Source organism: Bradyrhizobium sp. (assembly GCF_017881085.1).
In the GTDB taxonomy this organism is placed as follows: Bacteria; Pseudomonadota; Alphaproteobacteria; order Rhizobiales; family Xanthobacteraceae; genus Bradyrhizobium.
On record NZ_JADGRI010000084.1, the window covers coordinates 1 to 17,237 of the forward strand.

The 17,237-nt window shown below is 63.8% G+C and carries 19 protein-coding genes and 2 pseudogenes; 20 read left to right on the forward strand and 1 reads right to left on the reverse strand.

What is annotated here, in order from left to right:
- From QZ213_RS10575 to QZ213_RS10620, 10 genes and pseudogenes are all read left to right on the forward strand, one after another.
- On the forward strand, window positions 1-1,342 hold a 1,342-nt coding region (locus tag QZ213_RS10575; protein ID WP_291686014.1), incomplete at its 5' end, for an acyl-CoA dehydrogenase domain-containing protein.
- The gene (locus QZ213_RS10580) at window positions 1,342-2,625 is read left to right on the forward strand and encodes an acetyl-CoA C-acetyltransferase (protein WP_291686015.1); all 1,284 of its coding nucleotides are present in this window, start codon (window positions 1,342-1,344) and stop codon (window positions 2,623-2,625) included. The genes QZ213_RS10575 and QZ213_RS10580, both read left to right, overlap by 1 nt.
- 2 nt (window positions 2,626-2,627) lie before the next feature.
- The gene (locus QZ213_RS10585; RefSeq protein WP_291686016.1) at window positions 2,628-4,724 is read left to right on the forward strand and encodes a 3-hydroxyacyl-CoA dehydrogenase NAD-binding domain-containing protein; all 2,097 of its coding nucleotides are present in this window, start codon (window positions 2,628-2,630) and stop codon (window positions 4,722-4,724) included.
- Window positions 4,725-4,758: 34 nt separating this feature from the next.
- The gene (locus tag QZ213_RS10590; protein ID WP_291686017.1) at window positions 4,759-5,193 is read left to right on the forward strand and encodes an acyl-CoA thioesterase; all 435 of its coding nucleotides are present in this window, start codon (window positions 4,759-4,761) and stop codon (window positions 5,191-5,193) included.
- 158 nt (window positions 5,194-5,351) lie between these two features.
- Window positions 5,352-5,558, forward strand: coding sequence for a hypothetical protein (locus QZ213_RS10595; RefSeq protein WP_291686018.1), 207 nt, complete (start codon window positions 5,352-5,354; stop codon window positions 5,556-5,558).
- 124 nt (window positions 5,559-5,682) lie between these two features.
- Window positions 5,683-5,874, forward strand: coding sequence for a hypothetical protein (locus tag QZ213_RS10600; protein WP_291686019.1), 192 nt, complete (start codon window positions 5,683-5,685; stop codon window positions 5,872-5,874).
- Window positions 5,875-6,280: 406 nt separating this feature from the next.
- Window positions 6,281-6,496, forward strand: a complete 216-nt coding sequence (locus QZ213_RS10605) for a hypothetical protein (RefSeq protein WP_291686020.1) — start codon at window positions 6,281-6,283, stop codon at window positions 6,494-6,496.
- 185 nt (window positions 6,497-6,681) lie between these two features.
- Window positions 6,682-6,876: pseudogene (locus QZ213_RS27170) on the forward strand (cyclic nucleotide-binding domain-containing protein); the annotation flags it as partial.
- A 72-nt stretch (window positions 6,877-6,948) separates the two neighbouring features.
- The gene (locus tag QZ213_RS10615) at window positions 6,949-7,266 is read left to right on the forward strand and encodes a helix-turn-helix domain-containing protein (RefSeq protein WP_291686022.1); all 318 of its coding nucleotides are present in this window, start codon (window positions 6,949-6,951) and stop codon (window positions 7,264-7,266) included.
- 85 nt (window positions 7,267-7,351) lie between these two features.
- The gene (locus tag QZ213_RS10620; protein WP_291686023.1) at window positions 7,352-8,257 is read left to right on the forward strand and encodes a dienelactone hydrolase family protein; all 906 of its coding nucleotides are present in this window, start codon (window positions 7,352-7,354) and stop codon (window positions 8,255-8,257) included.
- A gap of 96 nt (window positions 8,258-8,353) precedes the next feature.
- On the opposite strand, the gene QZ213_RS10625 is transcribed toward QZ213_RS10620, so the two are convergent.
- Window positions 8,354-8,608, reverse strand: coding sequence for a hypothetical protein (locus QZ213_RS10625; protein ID WP_291686024.1), 255 nt, complete (start codon window positions 8,606-8,608; stop codon window positions 8,354-8,356).
- A gap of 287 nt (window positions 8,609-8,895) precedes the next feature.
- On the opposite strand from QZ213_RS10625, the gene QZ213_RS10630 reads away from it, so the two are divergent.
- From QZ213_RS10630 to QZ213_RS10675, 10 genes and pseudogenes are all read left to right on the forward strand, one after another.
- Window positions 8,896-9,084, forward strand: a complete 189-nt coding sequence (locus tag QZ213_RS10630; protein ID WP_291686025.1) for a hypothetical protein — start codon at window positions 8,896-8,898, stop codon at window positions 9,082-9,084.
- Between the two features lie 281 nt (window positions 9,085-9,365).
- Window positions 9,366-9,758 (forward strand): hypothetical protein, encoded by a 393-nt coding sequence (locus QZ213_RS10635; protein WP_291686026.1) that lies wholly within the window; start codon window positions 9,366-9,368, stop codon window positions 9,756-9,758.
- A gap of 122 nt (window positions 9,759-9,880) precedes the next feature.
- Complete coding sequence (locus QZ213_RS10640) at window positions 9,881-10,711, forward strand: DeoR/GlpR family DNA-binding transcription regulator (RefSeq protein WP_291686027.1); 831 nt, start codon at window positions 9,881-9,883, stop codon at window positions 10,709-10,711.
- 289 nt (window positions 10,712-11,000) lie between these two features.
- Window positions 11,001-12,545 carry a glycerol-3-phosphate dehydrogenase gene (gene glpD / locus QZ213_RS10645; RefSeq protein ID WP_291686028.1) on the forward strand — a complete coding sequence of 515 codons (1,545 nt, stop codon included), beginning with the start codon at window positions 11,001-11,003 and terminating at the stop codon, window positions 12,543-12,545.
- Complete coding sequence (locus tag QZ213_RS10650; protein WP_291686029.1) at window positions 12,542-13,621, forward strand: ABC transporter ATP-binding protein; 1,080 nt, start codon at window positions 12,542-12,544, stop codon at window positions 13,619-13,621. Before glpD ends, QZ213_RS10650 begins: the two co-directional genes overlap by 4 nt.
- Window positions 13,622-13,633: 12 nt before the next feature.
- Window positions 13,634-14,716 (forward strand): ABC transporter ATP-binding protein, encoded by a 1,083-nt coding sequence (locus QZ213_RS10655; protein WP_291686030.1) that lies wholly within the window; start codon window positions 13,634-13,636, stop codon window positions 14,714-14,716.
- A complete protein-coding gene (locus tag QZ213_RS10660) occupies window positions 14,716-15,618 on the forward strand; it encodes a sugar ABC transporter permease (RefSeq protein ID WP_291686031.1) in 903 nt (300 codons plus the stop codon). Before QZ213_RS10655 ends, QZ213_RS10660 begins: the two co-directional genes overlap by 1 nt.
- Window positions 15,618-16,424, forward strand: a complete 807-nt coding sequence (locus QZ213_RS10665; RefSeq protein ID WP_291686032.1) for a carbohydrate ABC transporter permease — start codon at window positions 15,618-15,620, stop codon at window positions 16,422-16,424. Before QZ213_RS10660 ends, QZ213_RS10665 begins: the two co-directional genes overlap by 1 nt.
- A gap of 12 nt (window positions 16,425-16,436) precedes the next feature.
- Window positions 16,437-16,766, forward strand: a complete 330-nt coding sequence (locus tag QZ213_RS10670; RefSeq protein WP_291686033.1) for a DUF2160 domain-containing protein — start codon at window positions 16,437-16,439, stop codon at window positions 16,764-16,766.
- A gap of 126 nt (window positions 16,767-16,892) precedes the next feature.
- Window positions 16,893-17,237: pseudogene (locus tag QZ213_RS10675) on the forward strand (carbohydrate ABC transporter substrate-binding protein); the annotation flags it as partial.

The window sequence follows — 17,237 nt, forward strand, 5'->3', positions numbered from 1 at the left end:
GCTCGCCGCCGGCCGCGGCATCTCGCTGCCGTCATTGTCGGCGGCGGGCGCGGCCTTCGCCGCGCGCACCACTGGCGCCTATGCGCGGATCCGCGAGCAATTCAACGTGCCGATCGGCAAGTTCGAAGGCATCGAGGAGCCGCTGGCACGGATCGCCGGCACGGCCTACCTGCTCGACGCGGCGCGGCGACTGACCTGCGCCGCGCTCAACCAGGGCCACCATCCCGCGGTCATCTCCGGCATCATGAAGCTGCAGGCGACCGAGCGGATGCGGATCGCGATCGACGATGCCATGGACATCCATGGCGGCAAGGCTGTGATCGACGGCCCGCAGAACTACATGGGCAGCCTCTATCGCTCGGTGCCGGTCGGCATCACCGTGGAGGGCGCCAATATCCTCACCCGCAATCTGATTGTGTTCGGGCAGGGCGCGATCCGCGCTCATCCTTATCTGTTGGATGAGATGAACGCGCTGGGCGAGGAAGACCGCGCTAAAGGTCTGGACGCCTTCGACAAAGCGTTCTGGAAACATATCGGTCACAGCATCACCACGCTGTTCCGGGCCTGGGGCCGCAACTGGACCTTTGGGGCCTTTGCGCCGGCGCCCGATGCCGGCGACGCCACCGGATTTTATCGCCAGCTCTCGCGCTATTCGTCGGCCTTCGCGCTCTGCGCCGACATGGCGCTCTTGACGCTCGGCGGCGCCTTGAAGCGCAAGGAGATGCTGTCGGCGCGGTTCGGCGACATCCTGTCCGAACTGTATCTGCTGTCCGCCGCGCTGAAGCGCTGGCAGGACGAGGGACGGCAGCCGGCCGATTTCGCCGCACTCGAATGGTGCATGGCGAGCGGTTTCAAGACCATCGAAAACCGTTTCGCCGAAATCCTGGCCAATCTGCCCAACCGCTTTGTTGCGGGCCTGCTGAAATTCGTGGTGCAGCCGTTTGGCGCGCGGGTGCTCGGGCCTTCCGACCGCGTGATCCATCAATGCGCGCAGCTGGTGCTGGAGCCTTCGGCGGCGCGCGACCGCCTGACGCCGGACCTGTCGCATGTCGATGACGACGGCGGCGTCGCGCGGCTGGAAAAGGCGTTCCTTCTGGTCACCGCCGCCGAAGACATCGCCAAACGATTGCGCGCCGCCCATATCCACGACTTGAAGGAGGCGGTGAAGAAGGGCGTCATCACGCAAGGCGAAGCCGATCAGCTTGCGGCGGCGCATGAAGCGGTTGCGAAAGTCATCGAGGTCGACGACTTCGCGCCGGAAGCGCTGTCGCCGATTTACAAGAAGCCCGCCGACGTGCATCAGTTCTTTCAGGAGCTTGGTGAGCAGAGGGCGGCAAGCTGATGGCGCGACCGGTCTTTATCGTCGACGGCAGCCGGACGCCGTTCCTGAAAGCGCGCTCCGGCCCCGGCCCCTTCACCCCGGTCGATCTCGCCGTGCAATGCGGCCGGCCGCTGCTCGCCCGGCAACCGTTCGCGTCCGATGCCTTCGATCAGGTCATCCTCGGCTGCGTCAACGTCATCGCCGACGAGATGAATCCGGCGCGGGTTGCCGCGCTTCGGCTCGGCATGGGCGAGGCCATGGTGGCGTTCACGATGCAGATCAATTGCGGCTCCGGCATGCAGTCGATCGACACCGGCTACCGCTATATCCGCGAGGGCGTCTCGGACCTGATCCTCGCCGGTGGCGCCGAGGCGTTGAGCTACGCCCCGCTGGTGTGGCCGCAAGCCGGCGTGCGCTGGTTCGCCGGTCTTGCCGGCGCCAAGGGCATTCTGGCCAAGCTGGCTGCGCTGGCAAGAGTGCGCCCGGCTTTCTTCAAGCCGATCATCGGGCTGGAGCGCGGGCTCACCGATCCCATCACCGATCTCAACATGGGCCAGACCGCCGAAGTAGTCGGCCATCTCTTCGGCATTACGCGCGCGCAGTCGGATGCCTATGCCGCCGAAAGCCACAAGCGGCTGACCAACGCGCAGGCGCAAGGCTTTCTCAAGGGCGAGGTCGAAACCGCCTTCGCCCGCGACGGCAAGTTCTACGATCATGACGACGGCGTGCGGCCGGACTCGACGCCCGAGACACTCGCAAAACTGAAGCCGGTGTTCGAGCGGCCCTGGGGGCAGGTCACCGCCGGCAATTCCTCGCAGATCACCGACGGCGCGTGCTGGACCATCCTGGCCTCGGAAGAGGCGGTCAGGAAGCACGGCCTGACGCCCAAGGCCATGATCGTCGACAGCCAGTGGTCGGCGCTCGATCCCTCGATCATGGGCTTGGGTCCGGTGCTGTCGGCGACCGAGCTTCTGAAGCGCAACCAATTGTCGCTTCAAGATATAGAAACCTGGGAGTTGAACGAGGCGTTCGCCACCCAGGTGCTGGGATGTCTGGCCGCCTGGAACGACGACACATTCTGCCGCGAGATCCTGGGCCTCGGCGGCGTCGCGGGCGAGATCGACCGCACCAAGCTCAATGTCGACGGCGGCGCCATCAGCCTCGGTCATCCCGTCGGCTGCAGCGGCAATCGCATCGTGCTGCATCTCGTCAACGCCATGAAGCGGCTGGGCACCAAACGCGGTATCGCCACCGAATGCATCGGCGGCGGGCAGGGCGGCGCGATGCTGATCGAGACGGTGTGACCATGGATTCCAGGATCATGAACGTTCTCGGCGACCGGCTGCTCGAACTCGGGCCGAAGCCGGAGGAGAGCGGCCCCTATCGCAACTTCAGGCTCACCCGCGACGCCGATGGCATCGCCTGGCTATTGTTCGACCGCGAAGGCGCCAGTGCCAACACGCTGTCATCAGATGTCATCGAGGAGCTCGACACGGTCTTGGCCGCGCTGGAAAGCCAGCGCCCGGCCGGTCTGGTCATTCGCTCGGCAAAAAAATCCGGCTTCATCGCCGGCGCCGACGTCAACGAATTCCGCGGCGCCACCGACCCCCGCGCCGTCGAGACGGCCATCGGCCGGGCCCATGCGGTGATCGACCGCCTCGAAAATCTGAAAGTGCCGAGCGTCGCCGTGATCCATGGTTTCTGTCTCGGCGGCGGCCTCGAAGTCGCGCTCGCCTGCCAGTCGCGGATTGCGATCGACGGCGCCCGCTTTGGCTTTCCGGAGGTGATGCTCGGCCTGCATCCGGGCCTGGGCGGCACCGCGCGTTTCACGCGGCTGGTCAATCCGATCCAGGCGATGACCTTGATGCTGACCGGCAGGACCATCGACGCGCGGCGGGCAAGCTCGCTCGGGCTGGTCGACGGGGTGGCGCAGGAGCGCCATGTCCGCAATGCCGTGAAAGACGCGCTGTTCGGCCATCTGAAACGCGCCCGGCCGGGCCTGCTCAACGCGCTCCTGAACTTCACGCCGGTGCGCGGCTTCCTCGCCTCCCGCATGCGGCGCGAGGCGGAAAGGGCTGCGCCGCATCAGCATTATCCGGCACCTTACGCGCTGATCGAGCTCTGGGAAAAGCACGGCGGCGACAAGGCGGCGATGCTGGCGGCCGAAAGGGCCTCGTTTGCCAATCTGATGGTGACGCCGACGGCGCAGAACCTGATCCGGGTGTTCTTCCTCCGCGAGCAGATGAAGAAGCTGGCCGGCGGCGGCAACAAGGTCGGCCGGGTCCACGTCATCGGTGCCGGCGCGATGGGCGGCGACATCGCGGCGTGGTGCGCCAGTCAGGGCCTGCGGGTGACGCTGGCCGACATGAAGCCGGAGCCGATCGCTGGCGCCATGAAGCGCGCGTCGGACCTGTTCGGCAAGATCACGCGCAAGCGCACCGATGTGCGCGACGCGCTGGACCGGCTGGTGCCCGACATGGACGGCGAGGGCGTTCGCAACGCCGACCTGATCATCGAGGCGGTGCCGGAAAAGCTCGAGCTAAAGCAGAAGGTCTATGCCGGTCTCGAGCCGAAAATGAAGCCGGGCGCGATACTTGCGACCAATACCTCAAGCATCCCGCTGCAGGATCTGCGCACCACCTTGCAGAAGCCGGAGCGGCTGGTCGGGCTGCATTTCTTCAACCCGGTGTCGCGGCTGCAACTGGTCGAAGTCGTCAGCCATGATGGCAGCGATCCCGGATTGCTGAAGCAGGCGCTGGCCTTTGTCGGCGCCATCGACCGGCTGCCGCTGCCGGTCAAGAGTTCGCCGGGCTTTGTCGTCAACCGCGCGCTGACGCCTTACATGCTGGAGGCGATGCTGATGCTGGACGAGAACATCGACAAGCGCGTCATTGATGCGGCTGCGGAAAAGTTCGGCATGCCGATGGGACCGATCGAACTCGCCGACCAGGTCGGGCTCGATATCTGCCTCGATGTCGGGGACATGCTGCGCTCGAAATTCGGCGAGTTGCTGCCGCCGACGCCGGCCTGGCTGCGCGACAAGGTGGCAAAAGGCGAGCTCGGCCGCAAGACGGGCCGGGGCTTCTACGTCTGGAAGGACGGCAAGGCCGACAAGGCGCCGGCCGCGCCCAATGCGGCGCAACCGACGCCGGAAATGATCGACCGGCTGATCCTGCCGATGTCGAACGTCTGCGTCGCGGCCTTGCGCGAAGGCATCGTCGACAACGCCGACACGGTCGACGGCGCCATGATTTTCGGCACCGGCTACGCGCCGTTCCGCGGCGGGCCGCTGAACTATGCGCGAACCCGGGGTGCGGAGAATGTGGTCGGGGCGCTGCGCGCGCTCGCCGCGAAATTCGGCGGCCGGTTCACGCCGGATGTCGGCTGGGATAGTTTCAAATAGCTGTTTTCGATTCGACAGCCGGGGCGCAACAGACATGACCGACACCCAAGCCGTTCACGCCCCGCTGGATAAAGAGACAGAGCCGCAGGGCGATCTCTGTATCCGCACCCTGGCGATGCCCGCCGATACCAACGCCAACGGCGATATTTTCGGCGGCTGGCTCCTGAGTCAGATGGATATCGGCGGCGGCATCTTTGCTTCCAAGGTTGCAAGATCGCGCACCGTCACGGTGGCGATCGAAGCCATGAATTTCCGCAAGCCGGTCTATGTCGGCGATCTCGTTTCCGTGCACGCCCATCTGGTCAAGATCGGCCGGACCTCGGTCACCGTGCACCTCGAGGCCTGGGTGCTTCGCCGCAAGGAATTGCATGCGATCCTGGTGACCGACGGTAATTTTACCTACGTCTCGATCGACGATCACGGCCATCCGCAGGCGATCCAGCGCGACGAGCCGCCGATATCGGCTTGACGTCATGCCCGGGCTTTTGGTCGGAACCTCGCCGTCCCGCGAGGGGCTCCCGATCGGTTTAAATTCCCCTAACGCGATCGTTCGATTCCGCCTGACGCCACGGCCCGAATTTTAGAATTCGATCCTTATCGTCGGACGCTGGCGGGGGCGTTAGCAGAATGAAGTCAGCGCAGCACAACACCAGGGAACAGTCGGGCTTCAAGGTCGTCTGCTGTGAGTGCGGCAGCCTGTCGATCAAAATGACGGACCTCGTGAACGCCCCTGAGGACACCAAGATCGAGTGCGGCCGATGCAAGGCTGTGCGGGGCACGTTGGCGGAACTGCATGTCCTGGCGCGAAGCGGAAACGATATCTTCGAGTTCTGATCCGGCGGGAATCGCCCTCTTGCTCGCCCTGAGCGACGCCCATCCGGCGCGCCTTCCTGTTCGGAACTTTTGCCTGCCTTCCCCGTTGTCGGCCCGCACTGAGGAATAAGGGCGCGGTCGAAAAATGTCGGACACGTACATCATTGAAGTCTCTTCGCAGGCGGCAGGCATCGTCGTGCGCAATCCCGACGGCTATCGCTTCTTTGCGGCCACCCACCGCTTCAATCCGCTGGATGGCCGGCTGTTTCGCAATGCCCGCGAAGCCGAGCGCGCCGCGATCCGCCTCGCCCGCGGCGATTTCAAGCTGGTGGCATAAGGCGCCGTCGCTTTCCCGACATCGTGAGGCGCGGCCCGTGGCCGAAGCTCGACGGCGAAGTTGAAGCGGCGTGTAGCCATCCATTCGGATGAGGCGACAGGCCGCGACTCTTTTTGCGGATGTGTCCGCTCGCGGACATTATTTGCGGAATCTAGAATTTAGAATGTCTCCAGTTTAGAGCGAGTCTTTTTGCCCGGGCGTAAGCAAGCCGCTATCGCCTCTCAATCGCTTTACGAATCGTGGCGACGGCAATGCGGAATTTGGCTGGGCAATGACGCGGATGAGGATCGTTGGTATCTGGTACGCCAGCAATGCGCGAGCGCACCGACCCGGTTGCGAGGATAGTGAAGCAGGCTTTCACGAGAAGGCGCGCGGCGCCCTGACCGTTCAATAGGCAGGGCCGCGCATGACTACGCGTAAGCAATTCGAACTCGTTATTCTGTGCCCAAGCTGCGGTGCCACCGGCGAAGCGCGCGCGTCCGAGAATGACGGATCTGACACGCCGGACGCTGCGTTCAAGGTGGACGAGTTCCCGTCCGGGTTCGCCGAGGAGAAGCGCTCAGCCTCTCGCCGCGAAACCATCGTTGCGTGCCGCTGCGGGCAAGTGTTCTACCTGTTGTGAGTGAATGCGGCGAGCGACCGCATTCAATCGCGGTCGCGAGCGTGCCCTCTGTCGCGATTGATTTTTCGATGATTTGCATCGCCGGTGCAAGAAATTGAAGTGTAATGGCTATCGCTAGCTTCCCTGATCTCTTCGGCAAAAATGCCCTCAATTCGCGCGAGCTGCGAAAGTTGCAGCGCCTTGCGATGTCGGTCCGCTTTCGGTCCGGCCAGAACATTGTCAGGGAAGGCGAGACGGCGAACGAGGTTTATGGCTTGTCGCAGGGTGCCGTGCGCGTTTACAAAAAACTCGCCGACGGGCGGCATCACGTTTTGCGGTTTGTGTTGCCCGGCGATTTCCTGGAACTGCCGCGCGGCAAACGCCATTGCCTTTCGGCGGACGCGATCGGCGCCGCTTCGGCCAGCCGCTTTGCGCGAAGCGAGCTTTTCGAATTCGTTCAAGCCAGCCGCAACATGACGCAGTTGATCATGGATTTCGCAGCGGAGCAATTGAAGCGCTCCCAGGACCAGATGCTGCTTCTCGGCCGAGGCACACCGGAAGAACAGCTGGCCGAGTTTCTGGCGAGCTGGCGCAAGCGCCTGCCGCGACGCACCGACAGGTTCGTCTCCTTGCCGATGTCGCGTCGCGATATCGCGGCCCATCTCGGCATGGCGCCTGAAACCTTGAGCCGGACCTTTGCGAAACTGGAGCAGAAGGAAATCATCCATGTCGAGCCGGATGGGGTTGAGCTATTGGATGTCAGGCGAAACCTCAGTTCGCCAAAAAGCTGATTCCCGGGATACACGACGGCAACGCCTGATGGAGTGCCGCGTTTCGGACCGGGTGTGATGAGAGGGCGGGCGCAGGGAATCTTCAATGATCGGACTTCCTCGTTGCATTGGCCTGATGCTGCTGTCCGGCTTTCTGATGGCCCTGCTAATGGGCGCGGCCCCGCCTCCGATTCTTCCGCTCTCCGAGCGCGTCACCTTTCCCAGCGCCGATGGCGCGACGATGCTGACCGGCTATCTCTTCAAACCGCAAGGCCCTCATGCCGCAAGGATGCCGGCGGTGGTCATGATGCATGGACGGGCCGGTGCCTATTCGTCCGCGGCGGATGGCGATTACAGCGCGACGACGCTTTCGCGGCGGCACCAGCAGTGGGGGCATCTCTGGGCGCAGCAGGGCTATCTCGCCGTTCTCGTCGACGGTTTCGGTCCGCGTGGTTATCCGCAGGGCTTTCCGCGTTTCAGCTACGACTCACGGCCCGAGGCGCTCAACGAAGTCACGGTTCGCCCGCTCGATGCCTATGGTGCCCTTGCCTGGCTGCGCCGGCGCCATGACGTCGTTCCCGATCGCATCGCCTTGCAGGGATGGTCGAACGGCGGCAGCGCCGCGCTCGCCACCATGGCGTCGGCCAGCGCACCCGGCATTGCCTCGCTGTCGCCGGTCACGGGGTTTCGCGGCGCGCTGGTATTCTATCCGGCCTGTGGGTTGAAGGGTCAGTTCGACGGCGGCCTCGTTCCCTATGCGCCGGTTCGGGTCTTCCACGGCGCCGCCGATGAGGAAGTGTCGCCGCGCCGTTGCGGCGAACTGGTCGACCGGAGCCGGGCGCGGGGCGGCGATATTGAGATCACTTTCTATCCGGGCGCGACCCACGACTTCGACGACCCCGGCACGGAGCGCCGCGACGTGCCGGCGAATGTAGCGGCGACCGGGGACGCAACGCCGCGCGCCATCGCGTTTTTTGCGAGCATTTTGAGCGCGCCGGCCGTCCCCAAATAGCTGTTCGCCGTTGCCTGCGTCTTGCGAGGGGCGCGCGACGCAGCGTCGCAACCCCGGAAGCTCACGCCGGGACCAGGTCAGGGTGCGCTGACAGCCTTAGTTGCGGGGCAGCCACATGATGTCGCACTGGCCGTTGCAGTGATTGCAATGCGCCGGCTGGGCGAAGGTACTGGCCAGTTCCCATTCCTGCGATTCATTGCTCCACTGCACGGTCGCGTGACCGATGATGTCGTCCGATTGACAGTTGGAGCAGACGGGGGTGGTCCGTGTGGCCGGTGCCGCCCGCCGGCCGAAGCTTTTCGCAGGCTCCTGATTCGCGTGGAACGGGTTGAGAAGCGAAGGATGTGTCATGTCATTCCCACTGCACTGCATGAGATCCTGGACTCGTGGCGTCCAAGACTCGCCCTGAGGAACTTAAAGCACAGCCCATGAGTGTGTCTGTATCGGAGCTGCCACTGCGCTGTGAATTGTGTTGATATTCGCAACCGGCCGAACGCTTTGCCCGGCTCCGGTCACGAACCGCTGTCCGGCGATCCAGCGCCGCGTTTTGGCCGGACGTGCCGCCAAATCGTCACTTTGCCGGCGAATTGCAGTCAAAGCGGCAGGCCTAACTGGAAGGGAGGCGTTTCGTATCGGGAGTGAGCAGATTGGCCTATCAGATCGTCGCAACAAGAGAGAACGAGACCGTCAAGTGCGAGCGCAGCAGCGTGCTGATCGCGATCGCCAAGGCGCGCGTCTGGTCAAGCGAGGGATGGCAGGTCGTCATCACCGATAGCGAGGGAAAGACCCTGGAGCCCGCCGAATTCGACAAGCTTCTGGCGGCGTAGGCCTCGGCAGCAGGCTCCAAAAGCGAAAAACAGCCGGTCTTGGCCTTGCGTTCTTCGTTATGGGCGGGCTTCGTCCAGGTCATCCACGTCCTTGCCTCGGCAAGAAGGCAAGGCGTGAATTACCGGGACATCTAGCGCGAAGACGCGCCTCGCGCTCTTGCCCGGTGATGACGGTAAACCAGGCTGCCATTGGGGCACCGCCGAGCCGATAAGCCAATCCGGCGCGTTGACCGGCTGCCGCAACCGCCGCACCATGGGCCGTCTTCGCCCGAGGTACCGCCGTGACCGGATTGCCCCACTGCCAAACCAGACTTGCCTGTGTCGCGATCATTGCATCAGCGGCCACTTTTTTGGGTGGGTGGCTCGCCTCCGGCGCACACGCACAGACGGTGACCATAGAGCAGTATCAGCATCCGAAGAGCGAGAAGGATTTCAGTTTCAACAAGCCCTATTTCGAAGGGATCAAGGACGGGCTCGTCGCCTACAACATCTCGCGGGAAGACAGACTGTTTTGCCTGGGCGGAGATCCTCCCGTCCTGACGTTCGAGCGGGCGAACGACATTCTCATGCATTGGGCGCGCAAGCGGGGCGGAGACGCGGCCGGCATGCCGCTTGGACTGGCGCTGCTGTACAGCCTGAAAGATGCCTTTCCCTGCAAAAGCGCTCCCCGCTGAGACGGGGCTGATTTGACCAGGATTCAACTTTCGGCGTCGTACCGCCGCGGCGGCGATCTGGTGCGTTGACCGGATCGGCGAACCGCCGCACCATGGGGCGCGTCTTAGCCCGAGGTGCCGCCGTGACCGGACTGACCCACCGCCAATCCGAAATCCTCAACATCGCCCGCGCCTTCGGCCGGGTGATGGTGGATGACCTCGCCAAGCGGTTCGAGGTCTCGGCGCAGACCATCCGCAAGGATCTCAACGATCTCTGCGATCACCGGTCGCTGACCCGCATCCATGGCGGCGCCATCATCGCCTCGGGGGTCGAGAACCTGGCCTACGAGGCGCGCCGCTTCGTCGCCGCCGAGGAGAAGAAGGCCATTGGTGCCGCTGCGGCGGCGCTGATTCCGAACGGCTGCTCGCTGTTCATCAATATCGGTACCACGACGGAAGAGGTCGCGAGTGCCCTGACCTCGCATGAGGATTTGCTCGTCATCACCAACAACCTCAATGTCGCGATGCTGCTTTATAGACATCCGCGCATCGAGGTCATCGTGGCCGGCGGCGCGGTGCGCCGGGCCGACGGCGCGGTAATCGGCTCGACCGCGATCAGCCTGATCGGCCAGTTCAAGGTCGATTACGCCATCATCGGGGCGTCGGCGATCGACGAGGAGGGTGCGCTCCTGGATTTCGACTATCGCGAGGTGCAGGCGGCCCAGGCCATCATCGCCAACGCGCGGAAGGTGATGCTGGTCTCCGACTCGACCAAACTGCGCCGCAGCGCCCCGGTCCGCATCGCCCATATCAGCCAGATCCAGACCTTTGTCACCGACGCCGCGCTGCCGGCGGGGCTCGCCAACATCTGCCACACCCGCGGCATCGAGGTGATCGAGGCGATGCCGAAAGCGTCGGCGGATATCGACGACACCGCGCCCGAAATTTCTTCCACCGTCACGCGGTTGCGCTAAGGCGCAGTCCGGTCGCTTGAACCATGACCACGTATCGTGGGCCTCATGGTTCGAGATGGCGAAGACGCGCTCCTCACCATGAGGATCTGACACCGACCTCATCCTGAGGAGGCGCCGACGGGTCGCGCAAATGCGCGCCCGATGACAGGCCCCCGCGGTCTCGAAGGATGGGCGATCGCCCCCAACGCCCCCGTTTCCCCTTTTCACTTGCTTTCACATTTGGTTGTGATTTATTCCAAACCGAAAGCCAAATCGCCAAAGTGAATAGGCGAGTGCCGGGGAAGCGTCTTTGGACCGAATTTTCGACCTCGCGATCATTGGGGGCGGCGTCAACGGCTGCGGCATCGCGCGCGATGCGGCCGGCCGGGGAAATTCTGTTTTCCTGTGTGAAATGAATGACTTGGCTAGCGGGACGTCGTCCTGGTCGACCAAGCTCGTGCATGGCGGCCTGCGCTATCTCGAATATTACGAGTTTCGTTTGGTGCGTGAGGCGCTGATCGAGCGCGAAATCCTCTGGCAGATCGCGCCCCACATTATCCGTCCCCTGCGATTCGTGCTGCCGCACCACGCCGGCCTGCGCCCGGCCTGGCTGCTGCGGCTCGGCCTGTTCCTCTACGACCATATCGGCGGTCGCAAGTTGCTGCCGCCGACCCGCTCGGTCGATCTTACCCGCGACGAGGTTGGAAAGCCGCTGGCTCCCGACCGTTTCACCCGTGGCTTCGAATATTCCGATTGCTTCGTCGACGACGCGCGCCTCGTCATTCTCACCGCGCGCGATGCGGCCGATCGCGGCGCCGACATCCGCACCCGGTCGCGCGCGGTCGAGATCCGGCAGGCCGACGGCATCTGGCACGTCACGGTCGAAAACACGCTGACCGGCGCACGCTCGGCCATCAAGGCCCGCGTGTTGGTCAACGCCGGCGGTCCCTGGGTCGAGCAGGTGCTGGCCTCCGGCGCCGGCGTCAACGCGCGCGCAAAAGTGCGGCTGGTGCAGGGCTCGCACATCGTGGTGCGAAAACTATACGAACACGACCGCGCCTACATGTTCCAGAACTCTGACGGCCGGATCGTGTTCGCGATCCCCTATCAGGACGACTTTACTCTCATCGGCACCACGGACCGCGATTACGAGGGTGACCCGGCCAAAGTGAAAGCCTCGCCCGAAGAGATAAGGTATCTCTGCGATTCCGTCAGCGAATATCTGGCAAAGCCGGTCAAGCCGGAGGACGTGGTCTGGACCTATTCCGGCGTGCGTCCGCTTTATGACGACGGCGCCAGCGAGGCCAAGGCCGCCACCCGCGATTACGTTTTCGAACTCGACACGCCCGGCGGCGCGCCGCTGCTGTCGATCTATGGCGGCAAGATCACCACCTATCGCCGTCTTGCCGAGGAGGCGCTGGAGCGGCTGTCGCCCTATCTGCGCAGCGCCAAAGCGCGCGAGGGCTGGACCGCGAAATCGCCGCTGCCCGGCGGCGACATGGACGTTTCGGCGATTCCGGCGTTGACGGCGGAACTGGTGCGCAACTTTCCGTTCCTGACGCCGGCGCATGCCAACCGGCTGGCGCATGCCTACGGCACCCGCGCCGCCAAACTGCTCGGCAATGCCAAATCTCCGGCCGATCTCGGCCAATCCTTCGGCGCCACCTTGACGGAAAGCGAAGTCAGGTACCTGATGGCGTCGGAGTGGGCGTTGACCGCCGAGGACATCGTATGGCGGCGATCCAAGCTTGGATTGCGGCTGTCGGCGGCCGAGATCGCGGCGCTCGACGACTGGATAACAGCCCATCGTGTCTCCCCGGAAAGTCCCTTGCGTGAAGCAGGAGGGCGGACATGAGTGTCACGCTGGACCATGTCACGCGATTGATCGACGGCGTCCCGGCCATTCGCGACGTCTCGCTGACGCTCGAGCGCGGCACGCTGAGCGTGCTGCTCGGTCCGACGCTGTCGGGCAAGACCTCGATCATGCGTCTGCTCGCCGGCCTCGACAAGCCGACCTCCGGCCGCGTGCTGGTCGACGCCAAGGACGTGACCGGCGTCGACGTGCGCAAGCGTTCGGTGGCGATGGTCTACCAGCAGTTCATCAATTATCCCTCGCTGACGGTCTATGAGAACATCGCCTCGCCATTGCGGGTGCAGCGCAAGCCGCGGCTGGAAATCGAAAAGCGCGTCCAGGAGGCGGCAAGGCTCCTGAAACTCGAGCCGTATCTCGACCGTACGCCGCTGCAATTGTCCGGCGGCCAGCAGCAGCGCACCGCGATCGCGCGCGCGCTGGTGAAGGGCGCCGATCTGGTGCTGCTCGACGAACCGCTCGCCAATCTCGATTACAAGCTGCGCGAGGAATTGCGCACCGAACTGCCGCGCATCTTCGAGGCCTCCGGCGCGATCTTCGTCTACGCCACCACCGAGCCTACCGAGGCGCTGTTGCTCGGCGGCCGCACCGTCTGCATGTGGGAAGGCGAGGTGCTGCAGGCCGGCGACACCTCGAAGGTCTATCGCCATCCCGATACGCTGCGCGTGGCGCAGGTGTTTTCCGATCCGCCGCTCAACATCGTCGGGATCGAGAAGAAGAACGGTTCGGTGCAGTATGCCGGCGGCGTGCAGGCGCCGGCATCGGGACTCTATGCCGGCCTCGGTGACGGCGCCTACCGCGTCGGCTTCCGCGCCCATCAGCTCGAACTGGCCAGCGGCGCGGCCGGCCGCCACGCCTTCCATGCCACCGTGACGGTGACGGAAATCACCGGCTCGGAAAGCTTCGTGCATCTCAGCCGCGATGCCTCCAACTGGGTCGCGGTGCTGCACGGCGTGCACGAGTTTCCGCCCGGGCATGTGCTCGATGCCGCGCTCGATCCCAACAATCTGTTCGTGTTCGACGCGGCCGGCCGCCTGGTCGCCTCGCCGGGCGCGATGTGAGGGAGATGCCGCATGGCCCGCATTGACCTCGTCGATCTCGCGCACTCCTACAGCGGTAACGCTGCGCCGGCCGAATCCTTTGCGCTGAAGCCGGTGACGATGACCTGGCGGCAGGGCGGGGCCTATGCGCTGCTCGGGCCGTCGGGCTGCGGCAAGACCACGCTGCTCAACCTGATCTCCGGGATCGTGACGCCATCGCGCGGAAAAATCCTGTTCGACGGCGTCGACATCACACCGCTGTCAACCCAGAGGCGCAATATCGCGCAGGTGTTCCAGTTCCCGGTGATCTACGACACCATGACGGTCGGACAGAACCTGGCATTTCCCTTGAAGAACCGCGGCGTGCCCAAAGCAGAGATCGACGCGCGGGTCGCGGAGATCGCTGACCTGCTCGACCTCACGCCGTATCTGTCCCGCAAGGCGACGCGGCTGACCGCCGACGCCAAGCAGAAGATCTCGCTCGGCCGCGGGCTGGTGCGCTCCGATGTCGCCGCCGTGCTGTTCGACGAGCCCTTGACGGTGATCGATCCCGAGCTGAAGTGGCAGTTGCGCTCGAAACTGAAGGCGCTGCACCGCGCGCTCGATCTGACCATGATCTATGTCACCCATGACCAGACCGAGGCGCTGACCTTCGCCGATACCGTTGTCGTGATGCATGACGGCCGGGTGGTGCAGAGCGGAACCCCGGCCGAATTGTTCGACAGGCCCGCGCACACTTTTGTCGGCTATTTCATCGGCTCGCCCGGCATGAACATCGTGCCCGCCGAGGTCCGCGGCCGCGAGGCGCGAATCGACGGCCACACCATCATGCTGAACCGCAACTATGACGGCCTGCCGAAGGCTGCGAAAATCGAGATCGGCGTGCGCCCCGAATTCGTCAACGTCGCGCCGCCCGGCTCCGGCCTGCTGGCGGCCAATATCGAGCGGATCGACGACCTCGGGCGCATCCGTTTCGCGCGCGTCCGCGTCGGCGACGTGAAATTCGCGGCACGGGTGCCGGCGGGGTTTTCGGTCCCGGACAACCAAGCGGGATTGGTGTTCGATCCGTCGCACGTTCACGTCTACGCCGACAGCCTTCTGGTCGAGGGGACGTAATGGACAAGACCGTCAACCAGAAAGCCTGGTTCCTGGTGCTGCCGGTGTTCCTGGTGGTGGCGTTCTCGGCGATCCTGCCGCTGATGACGGTGGTGAACTATTCGATGCAGGACACTTTCGGCAACAACCAGTTCTTCTGGAACGGCGTCGGCTGGTTCAAGGAGCTGCTCGATCCCTCGACCGATCTCGGCGGCCGGTTTTTCGCATCGCTGTGGCGCAATCTGTTCTTCTCCGCCGTGATTCTCGCCATTGAAGTCCCGCTCGGCATCGTGGTCGCGCTGTCGATGCCGCGCCAGGGCTGGAGCGTCGCGGCCTGCCTCGTGATCCTGGCATTGCCGCTGCTGATTCCGTGGAACGTGGTCGGCACCATTTGGCAGATATTCGGGCGGCCCGATATCGGCCTGCTCGGCTACGTCCTGAACAATCTCGGGATCAACTACAATTACGTGTCCAACGAATTCGACGCCTGGGCCACCGTCATCGTGATGGACGTCTGGCACTGGACCAGCCTGGTGGCGCTGTTGTGCTACGCCGGATTGAAATCAATTCCCGACGCCTATTATCAGGCCGCCCAGATCGACGGCGCTTCGCGCTGGGCGGTGTTCACCGCGATCCAGCTGCCGAAGATGCATCGCGTGCTCTTGATTGCGGTGCTGCTGCGCTTCATGGACAGCTTCATGATCTACACCGAACCGTTCGTGGTCACGGGCGGCGGTCCGGGCAACTCGACGACGTTCATCTCGATTGAACTCGTCAAGATCGCGCTCGGGCAATTCGACCTTGGCAAGGCCGCGGCGCTGTCGCTGGTCTACAATCTGATCATCATCATCGTGTGCTGGGTGTTTTACACCGTCATGACCAATGCCGGCGCCGAGCGCAGGCCCAACCAGGGAGTCGCATGATGCATTCGATTCCCGGCCGACGCCTCATCCTCGCGCTGTTCCTGGTCTTCCTGCTGCTGCCGATCTACTGGCTGGTCAACATGAGCTTCAAGACCAACGAGGAGATCGTCTCCACGATGACGCTGTGGCCGCACCAGCCGACCATCGCCAACTACATGCGCATCTTCACCGACGAGAGCTGGTATTCCGGCTACATCAACTCCCTGAAATATGTCGTCATCAACACGGTGATCTCGATCTCGGTGGCGTTGCCGGCGGCTTACGCGTTCTCGCGCTACCGTTTCCTTGGCGACAAGCACCTGTTCTTCTGGCTGCTGTCGAACCGGATGGCGCCGGCGGCGGTCTATGCGCTGCCGTTCTTCAATCTGTACTCGGCGATCAATTTGTTCGATACGCCCTGGGCGGTCGCGCTTGCGCACTGCATCTTCAACGTGCCGCTGGCGGTGTGGATCCTGGAAGGCTTTGTCTCCGGCGTGCCGCGCGAGATCGACGAGACCGCGTTCCTCGACGGCTATTCGTTCCCGCGCTTCTTCATCAAGATCCTGGTGCCGCTGATCGCGAGCGGCATCGGCGTCGCGGCGTTCTTCTGCTTCATGTTCTCCTGGGTCGAATTGCTGCTGGCGCGCACGCTGACCTCGGTCAACGCCAAGCCGATTGCCGCCGTCATGACCCGCACCGTCTCCGCGGCCGGCATGGACTGGGGACTGCTGGCCGCCGCCGGCGTGCTGACCATCATTCCCGGCGCGCTGGTGATCTGGTTCGTCCGCAATTACATCGCGCGCGGTTTCGCGCTCGGCAGGGTGTGAGGGGAGGGCCAGATGGAAAACATCGCATGGATGGCCTGGACGCCGCCGACCGCGATTTTCTTCGCGCTATTGTCCTGCACTTTGGCGGTCATGACCTGGCTTGCGATCGCCTGTCCGGAAGCCGAGCGCGTGGGGATCTTGCGCATTCCGACCACGCGGGGCGACCGGCTTTTCATTTCGCTGATCATGGCTGCGGTCATTCACCTGTTGTGGATCGGCCTGGTCGGCACCGACACGATCTGGACGCTTCCGATCGGGGAAGAGGGCATTGAATTGTCGAGCCTTTGGCTCGCCACCGCGATTTCGCTCGCCTCAGCCGTTGCGATTTTCCGCACCGTCTGAGCAAGGCGAAAAGAGCAGATCCGGGATCAACCCGGGCCTGAATATGTTTGTCGCTGCAACGGAGGAACCAACATGCGACGCTTAGAGAAGAGCCAAGGGCCTTTGATCAGGACCCGCGTCTTGATGATGACAAGCGCAGTGGCGCTGATGGCAGCTTCGGCTGCGGTCACTGCCCCTGCGTTCGCGGACGAAGCCGCCGCCAAGAAGTGGATCGACAGCGAGTTCCAGCCTTCGACCTTGTCGAAGGACGACCAGATGAAGGAGATGCAGTGGTTCATCAAGGCCGCCGCCCCCTTCAAGGGAATGGAGATCAACGCCGTCTCCGAGACGCTGACGGTGCACGAATATGAATCGAAGACGCTCGCAAAGGCCTTCGAGGAAATCACCGGCATCAAGGTCAAGCACGACATCATCCAGGAAGGCGACGTCGTCGAGAAGATCCAGACCCAGATGCAATCGGGCAAGAACGTC

Bases quoted from the DNA above. Each gene is read 5' to 3' on its own strand.
- QZ213_RS10670 (WP_291686033.1), top strand. From the start codon at position 16,437: ATGGAAAACATCGCATGGATGGCCTGGACGCCGCCGACCGCGATTTTC.
- QZ213_RS10650 (WP_291686029.1), top strand. From the start codon at position 12,542: ATGAGTGTCACGCTGGACCATGTCACGCGATTGATCGACGGCGTCCCG.
- QZ213_RS10595 (WP_291686018.1), top strand. From the start codon at position 5,352: ATGAAGTCAGCGCAGCACAACACCAGGGAACAGTCGGGCTTCAAGGTC.
- QZ213_RS10605 (WP_291686020.1), top strand. From the start codon at position 6,281: ATGACTACGCGTAAGCAATTCGAACTCGTTATTCTGTGCCCAAGCTGC.
- QZ213_RS10580 (WP_291686015.1), top strand. From the start codon at position 1,342: ATGGCGCGACCGGTCTTTATCGTCGACGGCAGCCGGACGCCGTTCCTG.
- QZ213_RS10590 (WP_291686017.1), top strand. From the start codon at position 4,759: ATGACCGACACCCAAGCCGTTCACGCCCCGCTGGATAAAGAGACAGAG.
- QZ213_RS10660 (WP_291686031.1), top strand. From the start codon at position 14,716: ATGGACAAGACCGTCAACCAGAAAGCCTGGTTCCTGGTGCTGCCGGTG.
- QZ213_RS10655 (WP_291686030.1), top strand. From the start codon at position 13,634: ATGGCCCGCATTGACCTCGTCGATCTCGCGCACTCCTACAGCGGTAAC.
- QZ213_RS10615 (WP_291686022.1), top strand. From the start codon at position 6,949: ATGACGCAGTTGATCATGGATTTCGCAGCGGAGCAATTGAAGCGCTCC.
- QZ213_RS10600 (WP_291686019.1), top strand. From the start codon at position 5,683: ATGTCGGACACGTACATCATTGAAGTCTCTTCGCAGGCGGCAGGCATC.
- QZ213_RS10665 (WP_291686032.1), top strand. From the start codon at position 15,618: ATGCATTCGATTCCCGGCCGACGCCTCATCCTCGCGCTGTTCCTGGTC.
- QZ213_RS10585 (WP_291686016.1), top strand. From the start codon at position 2,628: ATGGATTCCAGGATCATGAACGTTCTCGGCGACCGGCTGCTCGAACTC.
- QZ213_RS10620 (WP_291686023.1), top strand. From the start codon at position 7,352: ATGATCGGACTTCCTCGTTGCATTGGCCTGATGCTGCTGTCCGGCTTT.
- QZ213_RS10625 (WP_291686024.1), bottom strand. From the start codon at position 8,608: ATGACACATCCTTCGCTTCTCAACCCGTTCCACGCGAATCAGGAGCCT.